Origin of the sequence: Tolypothrix sp. PCC 7601, from assembly GCF_025677855.1 — a bacterium.
Lineage (GTDB): Bacteria > Cyanobacteriota > Cyanobacteriia > Cyanobacteriales > Nostocaceae > Aulosira > Aulosira diplosiphon.
This window is the reverse complement of the sequence record NZ_CP064879.1, coordinates 1,009,768-1,029,717: the sequence shown is the minus strand read 5'-3', so window position 1 is coordinate 1,029,717 and position 19,950 is coordinate 1,009,768. Positions and strand designations below refer to the sequence as shown.

Here is a 19,950-nt window from a genome sequence, read left to right as displayed (position 1 = left end):
ATGAGTGCTGATTTTTTATGTATTACGGTAAGCAACTTTACTTACCTGTGTAATCACCATAATGGTACTATTGAGATTTGTAAAGAGTAATTAATTCAAAATTATTTATCAAATGTATAAGTTTTTATTATTTTTATTTTGAACAAGCAAGGTTAAAAATTTTTTTCGTAGAGTTTGCCAAGAGTCAAAAGTCGAAACATTTGGCTTTTGATTCTTGACATTGAACCTTGGACTTTTTTCTCAAAAGGGATTGTAGATCAAAGAAAAGTATAGCCCATTTTCTTGCCATGTGTTCTCCCTAGATTCTACAGATACTAAAGGAACACCCCAGTCAAGACGTGCGGTGAAGCGATCGCCTTGTGTCCACCTTAAGCCCAAACCAACAGAAGCCAGGGTGTTAGGATCTGGGTTTGCTCGATTAGAATTATTCCAAGCCACACCAAAGTCAACAAATGGTGCCAGATGCAACGTACTACCGATTTTGGGTAAACGAAGAATTGGTACTTGAACTTCTGCTGAAGCAAAAGCCCCATTATCCGTTAATAAATAATCTTGGCGATAGCCTCGAACCGTATCAATACCACCTAAACCTAATTGTTCCAAAGGCAGCAAGCTTTTTGATGCCAACTGTGTATTTACACGTAATAGTAGCAATGTTTCTGGAGCCAATAATCTTGCCCATTGTGCTTGTCCTTGCCAAGCAAAAAAGCGGCTATCAGGCCCATCTTGATTAATCGTCGCATCAAACGCACCTATACCTAAATTAAATTGCGATCGCAAAGCAATTACTTCCCGACTGTTGCGGGTTGTCCATTCTTGGAAAAATCTGATTGCAGATATGCGTGTCCTTCCTTGCTCGTCAGCTCCCAATGAAGGAAAAGGTAAACGTTCACCTTCAATATATGTAGCTTCACTCTCGCGCCGTGAAGCTGTCAAACCCAAAGCCAATTCTTGTGTAGGAGTTTGAATAATCGGCTGGCGGAAGGTAATCTCGTAGTAACGGGAAGATGATTCAATATCGAGAATATTGAAAGGTTCTTCAATAACATTGCTCGATGTAGTGCCAAAATTGAAAGAGAGTGTACCGTTACGGGCATTGAGCGGTAATGTATAACCAACATCAAAGGCATTACTACCATCGGTATTAGTGTATGCAAAATTAAAGCCATCTCCAAATCCTAGTAAGTTGGCTTGATTGATTTGTAAGCGGCGGCGAAAACTACCAACACTAGGCGATCGCCCATTATCTAGAACCACTTGAGCGCTGAAGGATTGTGCTTCCCGCACCTCAACTTGTAATACACTCACACCAGGACGAGATCCGGCGGAGAGTTCAGCAGATAAGTTTTGGATCAAAGGATTCAACTGTAATAGTTGCAATGCTTCTAGCAACTGCTCCCGATTTAGCGGTGCTTTGGTGGCGATCGCGAGACGGCTACGTACATAATTAGAGTTCAGTCTGCGAGTACCAGTTACCTGAATTTCTTCTAATTTACCTTCAACAACCTGAATTTTAATTACACCAGATTTGATCGTTTGTGGTGGAATATAAGCACCAGAGGTAATATAGCCATTTCTTACATATAAATCAGTAATTTTAGAACGAGCCTGAAATATCTCAGCCAAAGATATTGGTCTTTTGATAAATTCTTTGGTTTCTGCTGCTAATTGTTCAGGAGTAAATACAGTACTACCAACAACCTCAAATCTTTCTACAACAATATTTTCTGGAAGATTTTCTGGTAAGGTTTGCTCGGGTACTGGAGTGGGGTTAGGAGCAGGAAGAAGTTGTTCTGGTGGTGGTAATGGTTGTGGTGGTTTAGGTAAAGGCGTTGGAGAAGGTACAGGTGGTTGTACATCTTGTGGTGGTGGGAGCTGTTGCGCCTGGATGGAATTAATATTTGAGATTTGTGAACTATTAATAGTTTGAGCTTTTGCTGATTTAGCGTTGATGTTGGCAAGCAACACAAATATACTCAGTTGTAATAACAAGACTCCATACTTATGAAGTAATTTATCGCTCATCATGGTTTAGGGCTATTTCAACTTACATTAAGATTTAGTAAAAAGCAGCTGACATTACAAGATAGCAGCTAGCTGGATATTTACTGACAGTAAATTCATCTAAGTTAAAAAATTAAAGCTTAGACTCAGTTTACAATTAGATTTTCACTATTATCCGCTATAATTACGAATTAGCAAAGAGAGTTGCTTATAATATTTAAAACAAAAGATTAACTAAAAAATACCAAAATTTAGTTTTATTCATCAACTTATAATTAATTGCCAAAATTGCTTTATTTTAGAATTTGATATTTTTCATTATAGGGAAAACTGGCAATTAATTATATTCTTATTAATGGATGTCTTATGGCAAAATATTACTAATTAACCAATAATATTTTTTCGCAGATTCAATTTACAAAATAAAATTTTTATAACTGCTACTAAATATCTAGCATTTTATAAAATATCTAATTTGTATTTCAAATTATATTAATCTCTTGTAACACGGGAATTTTGTACGCTAGAGTTAAACCTGTTAAATGCCATATATTCACTATTAATCATGGCTGGTATTAAGATTAAACCAGTAATAGTAAATATTTACAAAGCTGAGGATAAGTGGCTTTACATTTTTATTTCAAAGTTTTATGAAAACTAATCTCCAACCAAGAAAATGTTCATTTTGATGAATTAATAACTGTTTGATTACATCATGCCATCAATAAAGTGCTAATTAAAAACAATCCCAAGGCTGCCTATATAAGTCTTTCTATTTCATTATTCACACTTGATACTTCAGTCTTCTTTTACTATTTGATAATTTTCATAAATATCCCTCGCTCTCAGCAAATTTCCGCAAGCGTGGTAAACATTGACGTTGATAAAAACTGCTTAAAGTGGGAATAGATAAACCGAATTCTTCAGACAATTCCTTCCAACTAGCTTCTGGGGGTAGACGTTTCAAAATTAATACCTGACAATTGACATCAGAACGTCCTTTAATATAAGCACTGCGGAGTTCTCCTTGAGAGTCAGCTTCCGCCCATATTCTGACATTATCTAACATTGGGGGAGCTTCAGGGGTAGCAGCTAGATTATCCACAGGATCAATAGTATCGCTGTTGTCACCCGAACCCGATTGTCGAATTTTCAAAGGTACTTTGATTGCTTGTTCTCTCTGCTGGCTTAAGTAAAAGTCTTGGAGTCTACGTTTTAGGTAAGCATTCAACCAAGTTACAACACTACCATAATTAGGGTCATAGGCTTGACCTGTCCTAGCTTCACAAATATTGCGACAGAAATATAACCAAGTTTGTTGGAGTGCGTCATGATAATAAGGAGTACTTTCACGCCAGAGCCTACTTGCAGTCAAACGAATGATTTGCGTGAGCAGCTTCTGACGCTCTTTACTTCCGGGTGGGTATTCACAAGCTTGGGCAACTAAACAGCGCAGCTGTTCATCCAATTCAACCATAGCAATCTAGATAAAGAAAGCAAGAATATTTTAATGCAAATATTTCCCCAAAAATCTATTATTTCCAGCTTGGGCAACTTTTTTTCTTTTATGCGCTTAAATGAATAAAAAATTGCCATTTATATGATTAGGCAATAATTGAATTTCTGAAAAAGAATATAATTTTCTATATCTCTGCTTCTACTTTGATTATGCTCTAAATTAACTGTTTAACCTAGATAAATGTGAGAAATATATTGTTTCAAGGTATATATTATTTTTACTTTCTATAAATAGCTATATTTGTTATTGCAACTTTAGCAATGCATAAAACAATATTTATTGACTAAAACCATCAATTTATTCATTGGTTACTATAGAGGCATAGCTATTAATAGCGACAGTCTCCAGACTGGAGGTAATAGTACAGACCAATTCTGGATTATAGCTGCTGAAATACTTAACCTGAATTCGATATCAGATTAAATTTTCATTATACTATTTTTTTACTTCTGGGATTTGTCAACTTGCTTGCGCGGTTTCAGACGTTTAATTTTGAATAAATCTCCTTAACCCAAACTGATGTTACCTACTTGAAGAAAAATGAAAGGGAAAGGTAAAGCTTTGTAATTCCTTTTCCCTTTGTATCCTGAATTAACAAGTTGAACTATAACCCTAACCAGGAAAAGAAACTCTCCCACCAGGAAGTTGTCAAATCGCTGACATTGAAATTCATTTTGCGGCGGATATCTTGAATATTCCAGTTCGTTAGCTTGGCTAAAGTTTGCGCTTCTTGTTCAAAACGCTTAGTTAATGACTGCTTATATTCTCGCCCAGCCGGACAATTTAGGTCGCCTGTAAACGGATGTTGTAAGATGTAACGACCTTGAAAAGATTCCCGGTTAGAAGTTTCTTGGAACATTGGATCTTCGGGGAATTTGTTGCGGGTGTAACGAATATGCAATCGACTGATAAACACATTACTACTAGGAACAGGTGGACGAAAACCACGAGGTAATGTCCGGTTATTGCGAGAATCATCATCCAGCCAAAATACACCTGCTTGCTTGAGTTCCTCTAAAGATAATGGTTCGGCAGAACAAGGATCGCAACTACTCATATCCCAGGCATATTCTAAGAAAGCGACTTTCCTGTCTTCTTTAACATAGGAAGTTTGGAACATGGACTTATAAAAGTCACCAAATTCACTTTTGATGAACACCGGAATATTAGCGTCAGAAGGAACTTTTACTGTGCGATAGTTAGTAGTTTCTGCTTGCCCTTTGGGAGATAAAATGTAAACAATCACATCTTGTTCAGCTGCGGCGTTAATCATACCTAAACGAATTGGCAGCATGAACCTAGGTGATTTGTAGAATATTTGCAGAGGACGGAGTAACTGATAGCCAGATTGCTCAAATTTATCTAAATTGACTTTCGCTACAAAGAATTTCATGGAAGAGCGAATGTATGGCTGAAGTAAGTCTTTAGCTCCCTTAGGAATTTTGTAGCCATTTTGATTAAGCCAGGTTTCCAAACCTCCAGACTCTTTAGCGCTTAAAATCACAATATCGTATTCGCCAACATTGAACCGCGCCTCAACAGTAACACCTAAATTACTACCGCCCCTTTTACTTGAAATCTCATCTCTGGCTGCGGCTCGAGGTGCTGCTTGTGGCATATTTTCACCTTCGTAAACAGGAGCGCAGGGATCTGAATCGAAATATTCTACTAGTCGTGGCGCGCTAAAAGCATCAAGCCGTTCAATAATTTTGGGTTCAGCAACACGAACTTGGTCTTTTTGCAAGACAGTCGGTACAGGTACAACGATCGCAAAATCTTTGACTGCACCCTGAAAATCATTAGCCATTGTCAAGACAGTGCGATCGCCATCTCGCGCAATTACTACCTGAGAAGCTTGATTATAAAGTTTGCTATCAGCTTTAGAAACATAAAATCCACAAAATGCCCATGCTGTAGGCGTAAAACACAGCACAGCTATCAATGCAATGACTATGGAAATTAAGAATCTTAAGGGTTTCATATTATTTTTCAATTGTGTTTAAGAGGCTAGAGATTAGTACCGCCGTGACAAAAAGAATACAGCGTCAGCATTTCCTTGAGTTGTAATGGTTTGTTTATTTGGGCATTGGCTGATTAGGAGCTAGGATTTAAGGAATTAGAGATTTGAGTGTTATCGGGAACACTAGCGTTATCGTCTTTTTTCCACCAAGAATATTCTGGGGCTGACCAGAAGGCATCAAACAAAATAGTTAATGGTGCTAAGATAAACAGGGCCCAAAAAACTGCGCTGGAAATAAAGAAATAGTTCCGCAGTATAAAAGTGAATATGGCGATGCATACTGCCCAAACTAGACGACCAACTCGAGCATTGGGAATTGAGCGCGGATCTGTCACCATAAACAGGGCAAATAACAACAAAGACCCACTCATCAAACGATGCCAATAAACATCCCAAGTCCAGCCTAGCCAAAGATTGCGAATAGCTTCTAGCAGAGAGTAGGAACCCAAAAAAGCAGCTGTCGTATCCCAGCGACCAACTCGCTGCAAAATCATGCCACCAGTCCCAAAAAACAATAGTCCATACCACCAGTCTTCTCCCCACTGTCCTGGCGAAACCCAGGCATCAGAGGTGAGCAGCAAGGCAGTAATAATACCAAAGTTGCCAGGATTGAAGAAATGTTTATTACCAACTTGGAAAAAAAATTTACTAGCGATCGCACTTGCTGCGGCTAAAGCCATTGTCGTCCAATGATCGGCCCGCAACAGCAAACTGAGTCCCAAGGATGTAATTAAAGCACTGCGAAGATTGATGTTTTGTTCTTTACTCAAAATCGAGGACAACATCCATTGGGTTAATAGACAAGTCGCGATCGCTACTCCTATCAACTCCGGCCGCAATGTCCAGTCCCTTGTCCCAATTCCCAAAGCTAGGAACAAGGACAGAAATAGAATTTGATAATCTCGGATATCATTAAGTAACATTACCCGCATATTCAGGGATTACGCGCAGATTTTTCCCCAATCTAGACGGATCAATGCTGAGATCATAAGGTTGTTACAGTTTTTGTTACAAACTGAAGGACTAACAATAGAAAGTTCCGTATTGTTAACCAGTAGTGAAATTGCGATCGCCTTGATGTGAACTAATGTTGCATATCGATTCGCTACAATGCAAAAACAGATTGCTTCCATAGCCTTTAACTTATGCTGATCCGTCCTGCTACGCCAGCTGACGTGCCCAAAGTTTTACCAATGGTTGCAAAGATTTGTGCTTTGCATGATGCTTGGGACTCTGCCAAATACGGGTTTTTACCCCATCCAGAACAACGATATCAAAACTGGTTGGGAAAGTTGACAAATAGCGATAGCAGTGCATTTCTGGTAGCTGAAGATGAAGAGAATTTAGTGGGGTTCCTAGTAGCGACAGTTGAGCGAGAAATTCCTATTTATCGCTTAAAGGAATTTGCCTTTATCCATGATATTTGGGTTGAGCCAGATTATCGTCAAAGAGGTGTAGCACGGCAAATGGTAATACTGGCTGTTGAAATCTTTCAAAAAATGGACATTCATCAAATCAGGCTAGATACCGCAGCAATTAACGAAGCAGCTCGGCGGTTATTTGCATCTTGTGGTTTTCGCATCAGCACTATAGAAATGCTGATGGAATTAAGTCAATAACTGTAGAGACGCGATTAATCGCGTCTCTACTTAAAAGTCAAATGACTAATGACTAACTAGCTAAAAGCGTTTTTTCTAGAGGAGTCCAACGGAAAGCGCGATCGCCACCTCTTTCAATCACTACTTTTACTTTTGGTTCCAAGCGTGGTAAAGCTGTCAAAAAGTCAAGTTCCTGATTGGAAAGGATATGCCCTTCAATGATCCACAAAACCAGTCCTTTAGACTTTGGCGGTAACTGTTCTAGATGAGAACTGATAATAGGTGGCAAATAGTATACATAACCTACTGCTGCACCAGTACCAGTACTTTTTTTACCTAGATGAGGTGGTCGGACTCCATGAACTCCTGTGAGATAGGCCGCCAAATCTCCTAGTCCCTTAGCCGTAATGTGGAGGGTTTCATACCCAGTTGCGCGCAGTCGGCGACGGTACCGACCTTCATAACCCCCTTCTGGAGGAACATAAACACCAAGAGAACCAACTTTTTCTAGTTCGCGAATGAAAGCGTTGCCAGTGGTAAGTAGTGCCATAGATATTCGTTCTATCTCACTTAGATATCTCTATTATTTACTGTGAACTGCTAAATCCGTTTCATCAATTAATTTATGATCTAGATTAGGTTTCCTTGCTGTCAATTCATCCCTTGATATCGCTTCTCTGTAAATTTGATACCTCTGGCTAGGGTAAGGGGATAAGCAAGTAGGGAAGTAAGAACAAATTCTGATTACCAATTACCGATTACCAATTACCCAGTGCCAAAAAAATTTATAGACAAATATAAATAAATCATTTATATTGTTAGATTGTGACCAAATACGCAAATTAGACTGCCCTCTTATTGGCATTCTGAGCTAGTGTGAGCATCAAGGGCTGATGACTTGACTCCAACAAGGATGAATCTAGCTGAGATATGCCGAAGACTGGTACACTAAAAAAGCTTTCGGGTCAAATACAGAACTTATGGCTGGAAAATTCAACCCCAACCCTAAGTTAGAGACTACATTCACTCCTGTAGTCCTGAAAAAGTAGGCAAAACCTTGAACAATAGTTTAAGGTATTTTAGTCGGAGTAGAAACTGAGCAGTAATGTTGGTTTAATCGCATTACATCAGTCTTAGTTAAAGGATACTGGGTGGCAAAAGCTGCTTAAGTCCCACTACGACACGGCTGTCGTCTAAAGTTGGGAAATCCACTCAGGACGCTGCCTCCAGAAAGTGCCTAAGCAATTGCTCGGATGAAAGCATTGCTGCACAAAGTGCAAAGCTCTAAAGCCTTGCCTTGATTCCAGAAGTTACCCTTCCCGTAAGGAAGGTGCTTATGGCTGTTCTGGTGAACTAGTGAGTGAAAGTAAACGGATTCACCAAACAGTAAGGACATAATTTTTTGTGTCCCAGAGAAGTTGGAGTAGCCAAAGCAGCTATAAATTTCGGAGGCTGATCCAACCTTGCTCTGTGTGCAAAATTTATGTCTTTTAGAGTCCGATGCCAAGGTTAGCAACGTAGATAAGGAGAACCAGTTACTGTGTCTGTAGGTATTCTCGGCACCAAGCTGGGCATGACCCAAATCTTTGACGATGCAGGAGTAGCAATTCCTGTCACCGTTGTGCAAGCGGGCCCATGCACCGTTACCCAAGTTAAAACGAAACAAACTGATGGTTACGCTGCCATTCAAGTTGGTTTTAGCGAAGTTAAACCTAAGGCGCTAAACAAACCGCTTTTAGGTCACTTAGCAAAATCATCTGCCCCAGCGTTACGTCATTTGAATGAGTATCGTCTAGATACTGCTAGCGATTATGCTTTAGGTCAAGAAATTAAAGCAGATATTTTTAGTGCAGGTCAAATTGTAGATGTAATCGGTACAAGTATCGGTCGTGGCTTTGCAGGCAACCAAAAGCGTAACAACTTTGGTCGCGGGCCAATGTCACATGGTTCTAAAAACCATAGAGCGCCCGGTTCCATTGGTGCTGGTACAACCCCAGGTCGTGTCTATCCAGGAAAACGGATGGCAGGACGCTTAGGTGGTAGCCGCGTCACAATCCGCAAATTGACAGTAGTACGCGTAGATGCAGAGCGCAATTTACTGCTAATCAAAGGGGCTATTCCTGGAAAACCAGGCGCTCTCGTAAATATCGTGCCTGCCAAGCAAGTTGGGAAGTAGTCAAGAGTCATTATGTTGTTGTCATTAGTCATTAGTCATTGGCTAAGGACAAGTGACAAAGGACAAATGACAAAGGACAAATGACAAGGGACAAGTGACAAAGATGGTTCAGAGTATAGTTAAAAATTGGCAAGGAGAACAAGTCGGAGAGACTTCGTTTGATTTGCGCGTTGCCAAAGAAGAAACAGCGGCTCATATTGTACATAGAGCCTTAGTTAGACAACAGACTAATGCTCGTCAAGGAACTGCTAGTACAAAAACCCGTTCTGAAGTAAGAGGCGGTGGTCGCAAACCTTGGCGGCAAAAAGGTACAGGTCGCGCTCGTGCAGGGTCAATCCGTTCACCCCTATGGCGTGGTGGTGGCGTAATCTTCGGGCCAAAACCCAGAGATTTTGATTTAAAAATGAACCGCAAAGAGCGGCGCTTGGCACTGCGAACAGCTTTTGTCAGCCGCCTTGACGATTTAATAGTAGTAGAAGAATTTAGCGAACAGCTATCTCGCCCCAAAACCAAAGAATTAGTTGCAGCACTGGCCCGTTGGGGAGCTGCACCAGAAGCTAAGACACTTTTGATTTTGTCGGAAATTGCGGAAAACATTAACTTGTCAGCCCGCAACGTAGAAAATTTAAAGGTAATTGCAGCAAATCAATTAAATGTTTTCGATTTACTGCACGCTGACAAAATTGTAGTTACAGCCTCAGCAATAGAAAAAATTCAGGAGGTCTACAGTGCCTAACTTCGACCCCCGAGACCTCGCCGACTTAGTACGTCGCCCAATTGTGACAGAAAAAGCGACCATCCTGATGGAGTTAAACAAATACACTTTTGAAGTAACTCCTAAAGCGACTAAACCAGAAATTAAAGCTGCGATTGAAGACTTATTTCAGGTCAAGGTTGTCAAAGTCAATACTTTGAACCCACCACGGAAAAAAAAGCGTGTGGGCAAATTTATTGGTTACAAGCCCCAATATAAGAAAGCGATTGTCACTATCGCATCTGGGGATGTAGAAAAGGTTAGACAAGTTCTATTCCCAGAGGTCTAAAACAAAGATGGGTACTCGTTCTTATCGCCCCTATACCCCTAGTACTCGCCAAGTTACAATCTCTGACTTTGCGGAAATTACTAAAACTGAGCCAGAAAAATCGCTCACTAAGTACGTACATCGTCCAAAAGGACGAAATAATCAAGGGCGGATTACAAGCCGTCGTCGGGGTGGCGGTCACAAACAGCTTTACCGCATCATCGATTTTAAAAGAGATAAGCGTAACATTACAGGTACAGTCACAGCCATTGAGTACGATCCAAATCGCAATGCGCGGATTGCCTTGGTGTTGTATGAAGATGGTGAAAAACGGTATATTCTTCAACCCAATGGGTTAAAAGTTGGCACCAAAATTACTGCTGGGCCAGAATCTCCTATTGAAGATGGCAATGCTTTACCTTTAGCGAATATTCCTTTGGGTACCAGTGTTCACAACGTAGAAATGACACCTGGAAAAGGCGGTCAAATTGTGCGTTCTGCTGGTGCTACCGCGCAAGTTGTAGCTAAAGAAGGCAATTACGTCACTTTGAAGCTACCTTCCGGTGAAGTTCGTTTAATTCGCCGCGAATGTTACGCCACCATTGGACAAGTAGGTAACACCGACGCGAGAAACTTGAGTGCTGGTAAAGCCGGAAGAAATCGCTGGAAGGGTCGCCGTCCTAAAGTTAGAGGTAGCGTCATGAACCCCGTTGACCACCCCCACGGTGGTGGTGAAGGTAGAGCGCCAATTGGTAGATCTGGGCCTGTTACTCCTTGGGGTAAACCTACTTTAGGTGCTAAAACCCGCAAACCCAAGAAAGCTAGCAGTAAATTCATTGTACGCCGTCGCCGTAAATCTTCTAAACGCGGTCGTGGTGGTCGTGAATCTTAAATTTAGTTGTGGGTAGTGAGTCAAGAGTGCTGAGTAGAATTGTCCAACTCAACACTTACAACTCAAAACTCAAAGCTTAAAACTCAGAACTCAGAACTCAGCACTTAAAAATATGGGTCGTTCTCTTAAAAAAGGTCCTTTCGTAGCCGATCACTTGCTCAGCAAAATTGAAAAGCTAAACGCTAAAAACGAAAAACAAGTTATTAAAACTTGGTCGAGAGCATCGACAATTTTACCCTTGATGGTAGGTCACACCATCGCAGTCCATAACGGACGGCAACATGTCCCCGTTTTTGTCAACGAGCAAATGGTAGGGCACAAGTTGGGAGAATTTGCCCCCACACGTACCTACAGGGGTCATGGTAAAAGTGACAAAAAATCAGGGAGATAGTTAAGAGTCTATTAACTATTGACTCTTGACAACAGGAGAAAATTATGGCTACTGATACAACTGAAGTCAAAGCGATCGCTCGTTTTATCCGCATTTCTCCCTATAAAGTACGTCGTGTACTCGATCAGATTCGGGGCAGATCGTACCGAGAAGCGCTAATTATCCTAGAATTCATGCCTTATAGAGCCTGTGACCCAGTTTTAAAGGTTCTCAGAAGCGCTGCTGCTAATGCCGAGCATAATGCTGGTTTAGACCGTGCTCAACTCGTAATTACTCAGGCATACGCAGACCAAGGCCCAGTACTCAAAAGATTCCAACCCAGAGCGCAGGGTAGAGCTTACCAAATTCGCAAGCCAACGTGTCATATCACTGTAGCTGTAGCCGCAGGCGCTGCTGAATAATGACTAGACACGAACCCAATTGCGTAAAGTAAGAAATTTTAGAGGAACCATTCGTGGGACAAAAGATTCATCCAGTTGGTTTTCGGCTGGGTATTACACAAGAACACCAATCTCGCTGGTTTGCCGTTCCTGATAAATATCCAGAACTGCTCCAAGAAGACTACAAACTCCGTCAATATATCGAACAAAAGCTAGGCAGACTTGCTCAAAACAACGCTGGCATTTCAGAGGTAAGGATTGAGCGGAAAGCCGACCAAATCGACTTAGAAGTTCGTACAGCTAGACCTGGCGTAGTAGTAGGTCGTGGTGGTCAAGGTATCGAATCCTTACGTACCGGACTGCAAGAACTTTTGGGTAGCAATCGCCAAATTCGCATCAACGTAGTAGAAGTACAACGAGTTGATGCTGATGCTTATTTGATTGCGGAATATATCGCTCAACAACTAGAACGACGTGTATCTTTCCGTCGGGTAGTACGCCAAGCGATTCAACGTGCCCAACGCGCTGGTGTTCAAGGCATTAAAGTTCAAGTGAGCGGACGGCTCAACGGTGCAGAAATTGCCCGTACAGAATGGACTCGTGAAGGTAGAGTACCTCTACATACCTTAAGAGCTGACATCGATTACTCTTACTGCACAGCTAAAACCGTTTATGGAATTCTGGGCATCAAAGTATGGGTATTTAAAGGCGAAATCATCCCCGGACAAGAAGAAGCCGCACCCGCACCCACATCTCGTGAACGCGAACGCGAACCTCGTCGCCGTCAACAACAACGCCGTCGCCAACAATTTGAAGACCGCTCAAATGAAGGGTAAATCGTCATTAGTCATTAGTCCTTAGTCCTTGGAAATGACAAATGACAAATGACAAATGACCCTTACGGGTTCAGCAGTTGCTTCAAGTCGGTAAAACCGCCCAACGCACTGCCTCACAAATGACAAGTGACAAACCATGTTAAGTCCAAGAAGAACTAAATTCCGCAAACAACAGCGCGGACGGATGGAGGGTCTAGCCCACCGTGGTAGCACCCTGAACTTTGGCGATTTCGCACTCCAAGCACAAGAACCAGCTTGGATTACCTCCAGACAAATCGAGGCTTCTCGTCGAGCCATGACCCGCTACATTCGCCGGGGTGGACAAATTTGGATTCGGATTTTCCCTGATAAACCCGTAACCATGCGTCCCGCTGAAACCCGGATGGGTTCCGGTAAAGGTAACCCCGAGTTTTGGGTAGCTGTAGTGAAGCCAGGGCGGATTTTGTTTGAAATCGCTGGTGTTTCCGAAGAAGTTGCCCGCGAAGCCATGCGCTTGGCTGCATACAAGCTGCCAATCAAAACTAAATTTATCGTGCGCCCTCAAGTACAGGAGCAGGAGTAGGTTATGCCTCTTCCCAAGATTTCAGAAGCTAGAGAATTAACTGACGAAAAACTGGCTGAGGAAATTGTTGCTGTTAAAAGACAACTATTTCAGTTGCGTTTGCAAAAAGCGACCAGACAATTAGACAAGCCCCATCAGTTTAAACATGCCCGACATCGCCTAGCACAATTGCTAACGGTAGAAGGAGAAAGAAAACGGGCAGCAAGTCAACAGTCTCAAGAACAAAAGTAGGAGATTATGGCAGTCAAAGAACGAGTTGGCTTGGTAGTGAGCGATAAAATGCAAAAAACGGTAGTAGTAGCCGTAGAAAACCGCGCTCCTCACCCCAAGTACGGCAAAATTGTAGTTCAAACCCGGCGCTATAAAGCTCATGATGAGGACAATCAGTGCAAAGTGGGCGATCGCGTTCGCATTCAGGAAACTAGACCCCTGAGCAAAACCAAGCGCTGGCAAGTCACAGAAATTCTCAACGCTAAAGCTACAACTTAATAGTTGTTATCGAACTAACAACTTAACAAGGGAGACAAATTGTGATTCAACCCCAGACTTACCTGAATGTCGCAGATAATAGTGGTGCCCGGAAGCTAATGTGCATCCGCGTGTTAGGCGCAGGCAACCGCCGTTATGGTGGCGTGGGTGATAAAATTATTGCCGTTGTCAAAGATGCTCAACCAAATATGGCTGTGAAAAAGTCAGATGTGGTAGAGGCAGTAATTGTCCGCACTCGTAAAAGTATTAATCGAGACAGCGGTATGAGCATTCGATTTGACGATAACGCTGCAGTAATCATCAACAAAGATGGTAATCCTAGAGGCACACGGGTATTTGGCCCAGTCGCACGGGAACTGCGTGATAAGAACTTCACCAAAATAGTTTCGTTGGCTCCGGAGGTGCTGTAATGGCAAAACAGCCACAACCCAAGGTGTTTCATAAAATGCACGTCAAAACTGGCGACACTGTACAAGTAATCGCTGGTAAGGACAAAGGCAAAGTTGGTGAAGTGATCAAAGCACTGCCACAACTTAGTAAAGTTATTGTCAAAGGCGTAAATATTAAAACTAAGCACGTCAAGCCTCAACAAGAGGGAGAATCTGGAAGAATTGTGACTCAAGAATTCCCGATTCATAGCTCCAACGTGATGCTTTACTCCACTAAGCAAAATGTCGCCAGCCGCGTATGCTACACCTTCACCGATGAAGGCAAGAAAGTACGGAAGCTCAAGAAAACCGGCGAGATCCTGGATAAATAGTCATCTCCCAAGGGACGATTTTAGATGAGATTTTAAATTCAATCTAAAATCCCAAATCTAAAATCTAAAATTCGCGCTTCCCTGACCAAGACCAGGGATAAACAGGACAAAAAACTATGGCGACAACAAGACTCAAAACCTTATACAACGAGACAATCGTCCCTAAACTGACCAATCAGTTTCAATATACCAACGTTCATCAAGTACCGAAGTTGGTCAAGATTACTGTGAACAGAGGTTTGGGAGAAGCAGCATCCAACGCCAAAGCACTGGATGCGTCTCTAAATGAAATTGCCTTGATCACTGGTCAAAAACCAGTAGTAACACGGGCGAAAAAGGCGATCGCGGGCTTCAAAATCCGTCAAGGTATGCCTGTTGGGATCATGGTGACCTTAAGAGGCGAAAGGATGTATGCCTTCCTCGATAGACTTGTTAGCTTATCCCTACCTAGAATTAGAGATTTTCGCGGCGTTAGCCCTAAGAGCTTTGACGGACGCGGTAACTACACTCTAGGTGTACGAGAGCAGCTGATTTTTCCAGAAGTCGAGTACGACAGCATCGATCAAATCCGTGGTTTAGATATTTCCATCATTACCACAGCGAAAAACGACGAAGAAGGTCGCGCCCTACTGAAAGAATTGGGTATGCCTTTTCGCGATCAATAAGTTCATCTAAAGAGGGAACGATGGCGGCTAACGACACAATTGCAGATATGCTGACGCGCATCCGCAATGCCAACTTGGCGAGGCATCAAACTACACTAGTGCCCGCAACAAAACTTACCCGTAGTATTGCTAAAGTGCTACGTGATGAAGGCTTTATTGCTGAATTTGAAGAATCAGGTGAAGGGGTAAAACGCAATCTGGTGATTGCCTTGAAATACAAGGGTAAAAATCGTCAGCCACTGATTACTGCCCTCAAGCGGGTTAGTAAGCCAGGTTTGCGGGTTTACTCCAATAGAAAAGATTTACCCAGAGTACTGGGCGGTATCGGCATTGCCATTATTTCAACATCCAGTGGGATTATGACAGACCGCGAAGCGCGTCGTCAGAACTTGGGTGGAGAAGTACTGTGCTATGTCTGGTAGTCATTAGTCATTTGTCATTAACGTAACGGCAAAAGACAAAAGACAGATAACAAAGGACAAAATAGTCATGTCTCGTATTGGTAAACGTCCAATTACTATTCCTGCCAAAGTGCAAGTGGCGATTGATGGCACAAAAGTTGTCGTCAAAGGGCCGAAAGGAGAACTTTCTCGAGAGTTACCTGCCCATGTGTCAGTCTCTCAAGAAGGCGAAACATTATTAGTAACCCGTAGGGATGAAACTCGTACCTCCAGGCAAATGCACGGTTTGAGCCGTACTTTAGTAGCCAACATGGTCGAAGGTGTATCCCAAGGTTTTCAGCGCCGCTTAGAAATCCAAGGTGTTGGTTACCGGGCACAAGTTCAGGGGCGTAACCTCGTTTTAAACATGGGTTACAGCCATCAGGTACAAATTGAGCCTCCCGATGGTATTCAGTTTGCTGTCGAAGGTACAACCAACGTCATAGTTAGTGGCTACGACAAGGAAATAGTTGGCAACACAGCAGCGAAAATTCGTGCCGTTCGTCCACCAGAACCATATAAAGGCAAGGGTATTCGCTACGCCGGTGAAGTGGTCAGACGTAAAGCTGGTAAGACTGGTAAGAGTGGTAAGAAGTAAACATGAAACTTACTCGTAGAGAATCAAAAACACGTCGCCATAGACGTATTCGTGGTAAAGTCCAGGGCTCTCCAGAACGCCCACGTTTAGCTATATTTCGCTCTAATGAGCATATCTATGCTCAAGTGATTGATGATACTCAGCATCACACCTTGGTCTCAGCCTCAACTGTAGAACCAGAGTTGAAATCGAGTTTAGCATCAGGAGCTAACCGCGATGCATCAGCGCAAGTTGGCAAACTGATCGCAGCGCGATCGCTAGAAAAAGGCATCACCAAAGTAGTATTTGATCGCGGTGGCAACCTCTACCACGGTCGTATCCAAGCATTGGCTGATGCAGCACGTGAAGCTGGTTTAGATTTCTAAAGTCATTTGTCATCAGTCATTAGTCATTAGTCATTGGACAAAAGACAAATGACAAAAGACAAATGACAAAGGACAAAAGACAACTGAGCTAATAGAGAGCATTTAATTATGGCAACTGGTCGTCGTAAAGCGAACCGCGCAAAAAAAGAAGAAACCAACTGGCAAGAGCGGGTCATTCAAATCAGACGGGTGAGTAAGGTCGTTAAAGGTGGTAAAAAACTCAGCTTCCGCGCGATCGTCGTCGTCGGTAATGAACGCGGTCAAGTTGGTGTAGGGGTAGGCAAAGCTTCAGATGTAATTGGTGCTGTGAAAAAAGGTGTAGCCGACGGCAAAAAACATCTTATTGACATCCCCATTACCAAATCTAACTCCATCCCTCATCCCATTGATGGTGTGGGTGGCGGTGCTAAAGTCATTATGCGCCCAGCAGCACCCGGTACTGGGGTAATTGCTGGTGGTGCTGTGCGGACTGTACTGGAATTGGCAGGAGTTCGTAACGTTTTGGCCAAGCAACTCGGTTCCAACAATCCGTTAAACAATGCGAGAGCCGCAGTCAACGCCTTATCCACGCTGCGTACTTTATCTGAAGTCGCTGAAGACCGAGGTGTTCCTATTGAAAATCTCTACATTATTTAGTAGAGCCAATTTTGCCTCCTCCTTTGTGTAAAAAAATACTATTTACATCATGAGACTCAACGATGCGAAGCCTCAAAAAGGCTCAAAAAAACGCCGTAAGCGCGTAGGTAGAGGTATTTCAGCCGGACAAGGTGCAAGCGCCGGTTTAGGGATGCGGGGTCAAAAATCCCGTTCTGGTAGTGGTACCAGACCAGGGTTTGAAGGTGGTCAGCAGCCATTGTACCGCCGCTTACCTAAGTTGAAGGGTTTCCCGATAGTTAATCGGAAAATTTACACTACGATTAATGTAGAGAAGTTAGCTTCTCTCCCTGCTAATACAGAAGTAACTTTGGAATCCTTAAAAGCAGCAGGTATTCTGACTGCTGTTAAAGGCCCATTGAAAATTTTGGGTAACGGGGAATTGAACGTTCCGCTCACAGTTAAAGCGGCAGCTTTTACGGGTCAAGCTCGTAGCAAAATTGAGGCGGCTGGAGGAAGTTGTCAAGTTCCAGAGTGAGCCAGAATAGCGCACTTACAATGCTAGCCAACTCGCTTCCAGCGCCTGGTTCACGATAAAGGTAGCACTCTATGATCAGTCGAGACAAAGCCCCAACGGCTCAAGAAACTTTTATGCAGATGGCTCAAGCAGCTGGACTGAGAGGTAGGCTGCTTGTAACTGTCGGTATTTTAATTTTGGTTCGCCTGGGCATCTTTCTGCCTGTACCTGGTATTGATAGAACTAGGTTTCATGACGCTATATCGGGCAATAATTCCATCTTTGGCTTATTGGATATATTTTCCGGGCGAGGACTTTCGACTTTGGGAGTTTTTGCTTTAGGTATTTTGCCCTTTATTAATGCGTCCATTATTATCCAATTACTCACAGCTGCCATCCCATCTTTAGAAAAGTTACAGAAAGACGAGGGTGAAGCTGGTCGGCGGAAAATTTCGCAGATTACCCGCTATGTTTCTTTGGGTTGGGCAATTATTCAAAGTACAACTTTTTCCGCTCTGTTCCTGCAGCAGTTTGCTTTACAGCCAGGCCCATTATTTGTAGCCGAAACTGCGATCGCCCTTACAGCAGGTTCAATGTTCGTGATGTGGGCATCAGAACTGATTACCGAGCGTGGTATTGGTAATGGAGCATCATTGTTGATTTTTGTCAACATTGTGGCATCTCTACCGAAATCATTGGGCGATACTATCGACTTGGTACAAGTTGGCGGTCGAGAAATAGTTGGTCGGGTGATTGTACTATTATTAGTCTTCCTAGCCACAATTGTTGGTATTGTATTTGTGCAGGAAGGAATTCGCCGCATCCCCATTATTTCGGCACGTCGCCAAGTAGGACGGCGAGTTTTGGCAGAGCAGCGTAGTTATCTACCTCTAAGACTCAATTCTGGCGGTGTAATGCCAATTATCTTTGCCGCAGCGATTTTGAGTTTGCCACTACTAATTGCTAATTTCACCAAAAATCCGGACTTGGCAAATATCGTTAATACTTATCTCAGTCCTGGTGGCTCTCAAGCTTGGGCTTATGCCTTGGTCTACTTAATTTCTATTGTTTTCTTCAGCTATTTCTATTCTTCGTTGATTGTCAACCCCGTAGATGTAGCACAGAACTTGAAGAAGATGGGTTCGAGTATTCCGGGAATTCGTCCTGGTAAAGCAACTAGTGAGTACATTGAGCGGGTGATTAATCGGCTGACTTTTTTGGGTGCAATCTTTTTGGGCTTTGTTGCAATTATCCCCACAGCTGTAGAAAGTGCTTTAGGAGTACCAACTTTTAAAGGCTTAGGTGCTACATCTTTGCTGATTCTAGTTGGTGTTGCGATTGATACAGCAAAACAAGTCCAGACCTATGTCATATCTCAGCGCTATGAAGGAATGGTGAAACAATAGTGACGCAGTTAATCTTCTTGGGGCCTCCTGGAGCTGGTAAAGGAACTCAATCGCAAAAATTGGCGCAAAGCTTGCAGATACCCCATATTTCTACTGGTGATATTTTACGGCAAGCGATGAAAGACCAAACTCCTTTGGGTGTAAAAGCTCAAAGCTATGTAGATAGCGGTGAGTTAGTTCCCGATGAACTAGTACAGGACTTGGTACAGGAACGCTTAGGTCAAGCGGATGCTCAATCTGGTTGGATTCTAGATGGATTCCCCCGTAAAGTCTCACAAGCTGAGTTTTTAGCAAAATTGCTGGAAACAATACATCAAGCTGGCGAAAGGGTAGTAAACCTAGATGTTCCAGATGATGTTGTGGTAGCAAGGTTACTAGCACGGGGAAGAAAAGATGACAGCGAAGAAGTTATTCGTCGTCGTCTGGAAATTTACCGTTCAGAAACAGCACCCTTGATTAATTATTACCGCGATCGCCAAAAGCTCCTGACAGTAAATGGTAATCAGTCCCCGGAAGAAGTCACTGATGCACTCCACAAAGTAATAGCGTTTTAACAAAAGCACCATAAAAGGGGTAAGAGAGCAATAGATAATTTCTCAATTTACCCCTCACCCCAATTTCAGATACATATAAACTGCACTACTAGTTGTTAATGTAGGGCAGAGGGTATTTTTAGCTAAGATATATTAAGAAACTGTTGATATATTACGTAAAAT

General features: G+C 42.5%; 26 protein-coding genes. 21 read left to right on the top strand and 5 right to left on the bottom strand.

What is annotated here, in order from left to right:
- Window positions 1-240: 240 nt before the first annotated feature.
- The 4 genes from HG267_RS04225 to HG267_RS04210 all read right to left on the bottom strand — a co-directional run bounded on the left by HG267_RS04225 (window position 241) and on the right by HG267_RS04210 (window position 6,466).
- The gene (locus HG267_RS04225; protein ID WP_081584008.1) at window positions 241-2,025 is read right to left on the bottom strand and encodes a ShlB/FhaC/HecB family hemolysin secretion/activation protein; all 1,785 of its coding nucleotides are present in this window, start codon (window positions 2,023-2,025) and stop codon (window positions 241-243) included.
- An 805-nt stretch (window positions 2,026-2,830) separates the two neighbouring features.
- Window positions 2,831-3,481, bottom strand: a complete 651-nt coding sequence (locus tag HG267_RS04220; RefSeq protein ID WP_096621583.1) for a hypothetical protein — start codon at window positions 3,479-3,481, stop codon at window positions 2,831-2,833.
- A 646-nt stretch (window positions 3,482-4,127) separates the two neighbouring features.
- Window positions 4,128-5,504, bottom strand: a complete 1,377-nt coding sequence (locus HG267_RS04215; protein ID WP_045870378.1) for a DUF2330 domain-containing protein — start codon at window positions 5,502-5,504, stop codon at window positions 4,128-4,130.
- Between the two features lie 113 nt (window positions 5,505-5,617).
- Window positions 5,618-6,466, bottom strand: coding sequence for an RnfABCDGE type electron transport complex subunit D (locus HG267_RS04210; protein ID WP_045870377.1), 849 nt, complete (start codon window positions 6,464-6,466; stop codon window positions 5,618-5,620).
- A 222-nt stretch (window positions 6,467-6,688) separates the two neighbouring features.
- Between HG267_RS04210 and HG267_RS04205 the strand changes: the two genes are divergently transcribed.
- Window positions 6,689-7,162 (top strand): GNAT family N-acetyltransferase, encoded by a 474-nt coding sequence (locus HG267_RS04205; protein WP_045870376.1) that lies wholly within the window; start codon window positions 6,689-6,691, stop codon window positions 7,160-7,162.
- Window positions 7,163-7,214: 52 nt separating this feature from the next.
- Here HG267_RS04205 and HG267_RS04200 read toward each other — a convergent pair whose 3' ends face one another.
- Complete coding sequence (locus HG267_RS04200; RefSeq protein ID WP_045870375.1) at window positions 7,215-7,691, bottom strand: NAD(P)H-quinone oxidoreductase subunit N; 477 nt, start codon at window positions 7,689-7,691, stop codon at window positions 7,215-7,217.
- A 990-nt stretch (window positions 7,692-8,681) separates the two neighbouring features.
- On the opposite strand from HG267_RS04200, the gene rplC reads away from it, so the two are divergent.
- From rplC to HG267_RS04100, 20 genes are all read left to right on the top strand, one after another.
- Entirely contained in the window at window positions 8,682-9,317 is a 636-nt protein-coding gene (gene rplC, locus HG267_RS04195) for a 50S ribosomal protein L3 (protein WP_045870374.1), read from the top strand.
- Window positions 9,318-9,420: 103 nt separating this feature from the next.
- Window positions 9,421-10,053 (top strand): 50S ribosomal protein L4, encoded by a 633-nt coding sequence (gene rplD / locus HG267_RS04190; RefSeq protein WP_045870373.1) that lies wholly within the window; start codon window positions 9,421-9,423, stop codon window positions 10,051-10,053.
- Complete coding sequence (locus HG267_RS04185; RefSeq protein WP_045870372.1) at window positions 10,046-10,360, top strand: 50S ribosomal protein L23; 315 nt, start codon at window positions 10,046-10,048, stop codon at window positions 10,358-10,360. Before rplD ends, HG267_RS04185 begins: the two co-directional genes overlap by 8 nt.
- Before the next feature lie 7 nt (window positions 10,361-10,367).
- Window positions 10,368-11,231, top strand: coding sequence for a 50S ribosomal protein L2 (gene rplB, locus HG267_RS04180; protein WP_045870371.1), 864 nt, complete (start codon window positions 10,368-10,370; stop codon window positions 11,229-11,231).
- A 112-nt stretch (window positions 11,232-11,343) separates the two neighbouring features.
- A complete protein-coding gene (gene rpsS / locus HG267_RS04175) occupies window positions 11,344-11,622 on the top strand; it encodes a 30S ribosomal protein S19 (RefSeq protein ID WP_045870370.1) in 279 nt (92 codons plus the stop codon).
- Between the two features lie 44 nt (window positions 11,623-11,666).
- Window positions 11,667-12,023 (top strand): 50S ribosomal protein L22, encoded by a 357-nt coding sequence (gene rplV / locus HG267_RS04170; protein ID WP_045870369.1) that lies wholly within the window; start codon window positions 11,667-11,669, stop codon window positions 12,021-12,023.
- Window positions 12,024-12,076: 53 nt separating this feature from the next.
- Window positions 12,077-12,838 (top strand): 30S ribosomal protein S3, encoded by a 762-nt coding sequence (gene rpsC / locus HG267_RS04165; RefSeq protein WP_045870368.1) that lies wholly within the window; start codon window positions 12,077-12,079, stop codon window positions 12,836-12,838.
- A gap of 136 nt (window positions 12,839-12,974) precedes the next feature.
- Window positions 12,975-13,400: a 50S ribosomal protein L16 gene (rplP, locus tag HG267_RS04160; protein WP_045870367.1), complete on the top strand. Its 426-nt coding sequence runs from the start codon at window positions 12,975-12,977 to the stop codon at window positions 13,398-13,400.
- A gap of 3 nt (window positions 13,401-13,403) precedes the next feature.
- Entirely contained in the window at window positions 13,404-13,631 is a 228-nt protein-coding gene (rpmC, locus tag HG267_RS04155; protein ID WP_045870366.1) for a 50S ribosomal protein L29, read from the top strand.
- Between the two features lie 6 nt (window positions 13,632-13,637).
- Window positions 13,638-13,889, top strand: a complete 252-nt coding sequence (gene rpsQ, locus HG267_RS04150) for a 30S ribosomal protein S17 (RefSeq protein ID WP_045870365.1) — start codon at window positions 13,638-13,640, stop codon at window positions 13,887-13,889.
- Between the two features lie 41 nt (window positions 13,890-13,930).
- Window positions 13,931-14,299 carry a 50S ribosomal protein L14 gene (gene rplN, locus HG267_RS04145; RefSeq protein ID WP_015129713.1) on the top strand — a complete coding sequence of 123 codons (369 nt, stop codon included), beginning with the start codon at window positions 13,931-13,933 and terminating at the stop codon, window positions 14,297-14,299.
- Window positions 14,299-14,649 carry a 50S ribosomal protein L24 gene (gene rplX, locus HG267_RS04140; RefSeq protein ID WP_045870364.1) on the top strand — a complete coding sequence of 117 codons (351 nt, stop codon included), beginning with the start codon at window positions 14,299-14,301 and terminating at the stop codon, window positions 14,647-14,649. Before rplN ends, rplX begins: the two co-directional genes overlap by 1 nt.
- 116 nt (window positions 14,650-14,765) lie before the next feature.
- Window positions 14,766-15,314 (top strand): 50S ribosomal protein L5, encoded by a 549-nt coding sequence (gene rplE / locus HG267_RS04135; RefSeq protein ID WP_045870363.1) that lies wholly within the window; start codon window positions 14,766-14,768, stop codon window positions 15,312-15,314.
- A 20-nt stretch (window positions 15,315-15,334) separates the two neighbouring features.
- Window positions 15,335-15,736 carry a 30S ribosomal protein S8 gene (rpsH, locus tag HG267_RS04130; protein WP_045870362.1) on the top strand — a complete coding sequence of 134 codons (402 nt, stop codon included), beginning with the start codon at window positions 15,335-15,337 and terminating at the stop codon, window positions 15,734-15,736.
- Between the two features lie 67 nt (window positions 15,737-15,803).
- The gene (gene rplF / locus HG267_RS04125) at window positions 15,804-16,352 is read left to right on the top strand and encodes a 50S ribosomal protein L6 (protein ID WP_045870361.1); all 549 of its coding nucleotides are present in this window, start codon (window positions 15,804-15,806) and stop codon (window positions 16,350-16,352) included.
- A 2-nt stretch (window positions 16,353-16,354) separates the two neighbouring features.
- Window positions 16,355-16,717: a 50S ribosomal protein L18 gene (gene rplR / locus HG267_RS04120; RefSeq protein WP_045870360.1), complete on the top strand. Its 363-nt coding sequence runs from the start codon at window positions 16,355-16,357 to the stop codon at window positions 16,715-16,717.
- 108 nt (window positions 16,718-16,825) lie between these two features.
- The gene (gene rpsE / locus HG267_RS04115; protein WP_045870359.1) at window positions 16,826-17,353 is read left to right on the top strand and encodes a 30S ribosomal protein S5; all 528 of its coding nucleotides are present in this window, start codon (window positions 16,826-16,828) and stop codon (window positions 17,351-17,353) included.
- Window positions 17,354-17,402: 49 nt separating this feature from the next.
- Window positions 17,403-17,849 carry a 50S ribosomal protein L15 gene (gene rplO / locus HG267_RS04110; protein ID WP_045870358.1) on the top strand — a complete coding sequence of 149 codons (447 nt, stop codon included), beginning with the start codon at window positions 17,403-17,405 and terminating at the stop codon, window positions 17,847-17,849.
- 71 nt (window positions 17,850-17,920) lie between these two features.
- Window positions 17,921-19,234: a preprotein translocase subunit SecY gene (gene secY / locus HG267_RS04105; RefSeq protein WP_045870357.1), complete on the top strand. Its 1,314-nt coding sequence runs from the start codon at window positions 17,921-17,923 to the stop codon at window positions 19,232-19,234.
- Window positions 19,234-19,788 (top strand): adenylate kinase, encoded by a 555-nt coding sequence (locus tag HG267_RS04100; protein ID WP_045870356.1) that lies wholly within the window; start codon window positions 19,234-19,236, stop codon window positions 19,786-19,788. Before secY ends, HG267_RS04100 begins: the two co-directional genes overlap by 1 nt.
- The last annotated feature ends 162 nt before the right edge of the window (window positions 19,789-19,950 follow it).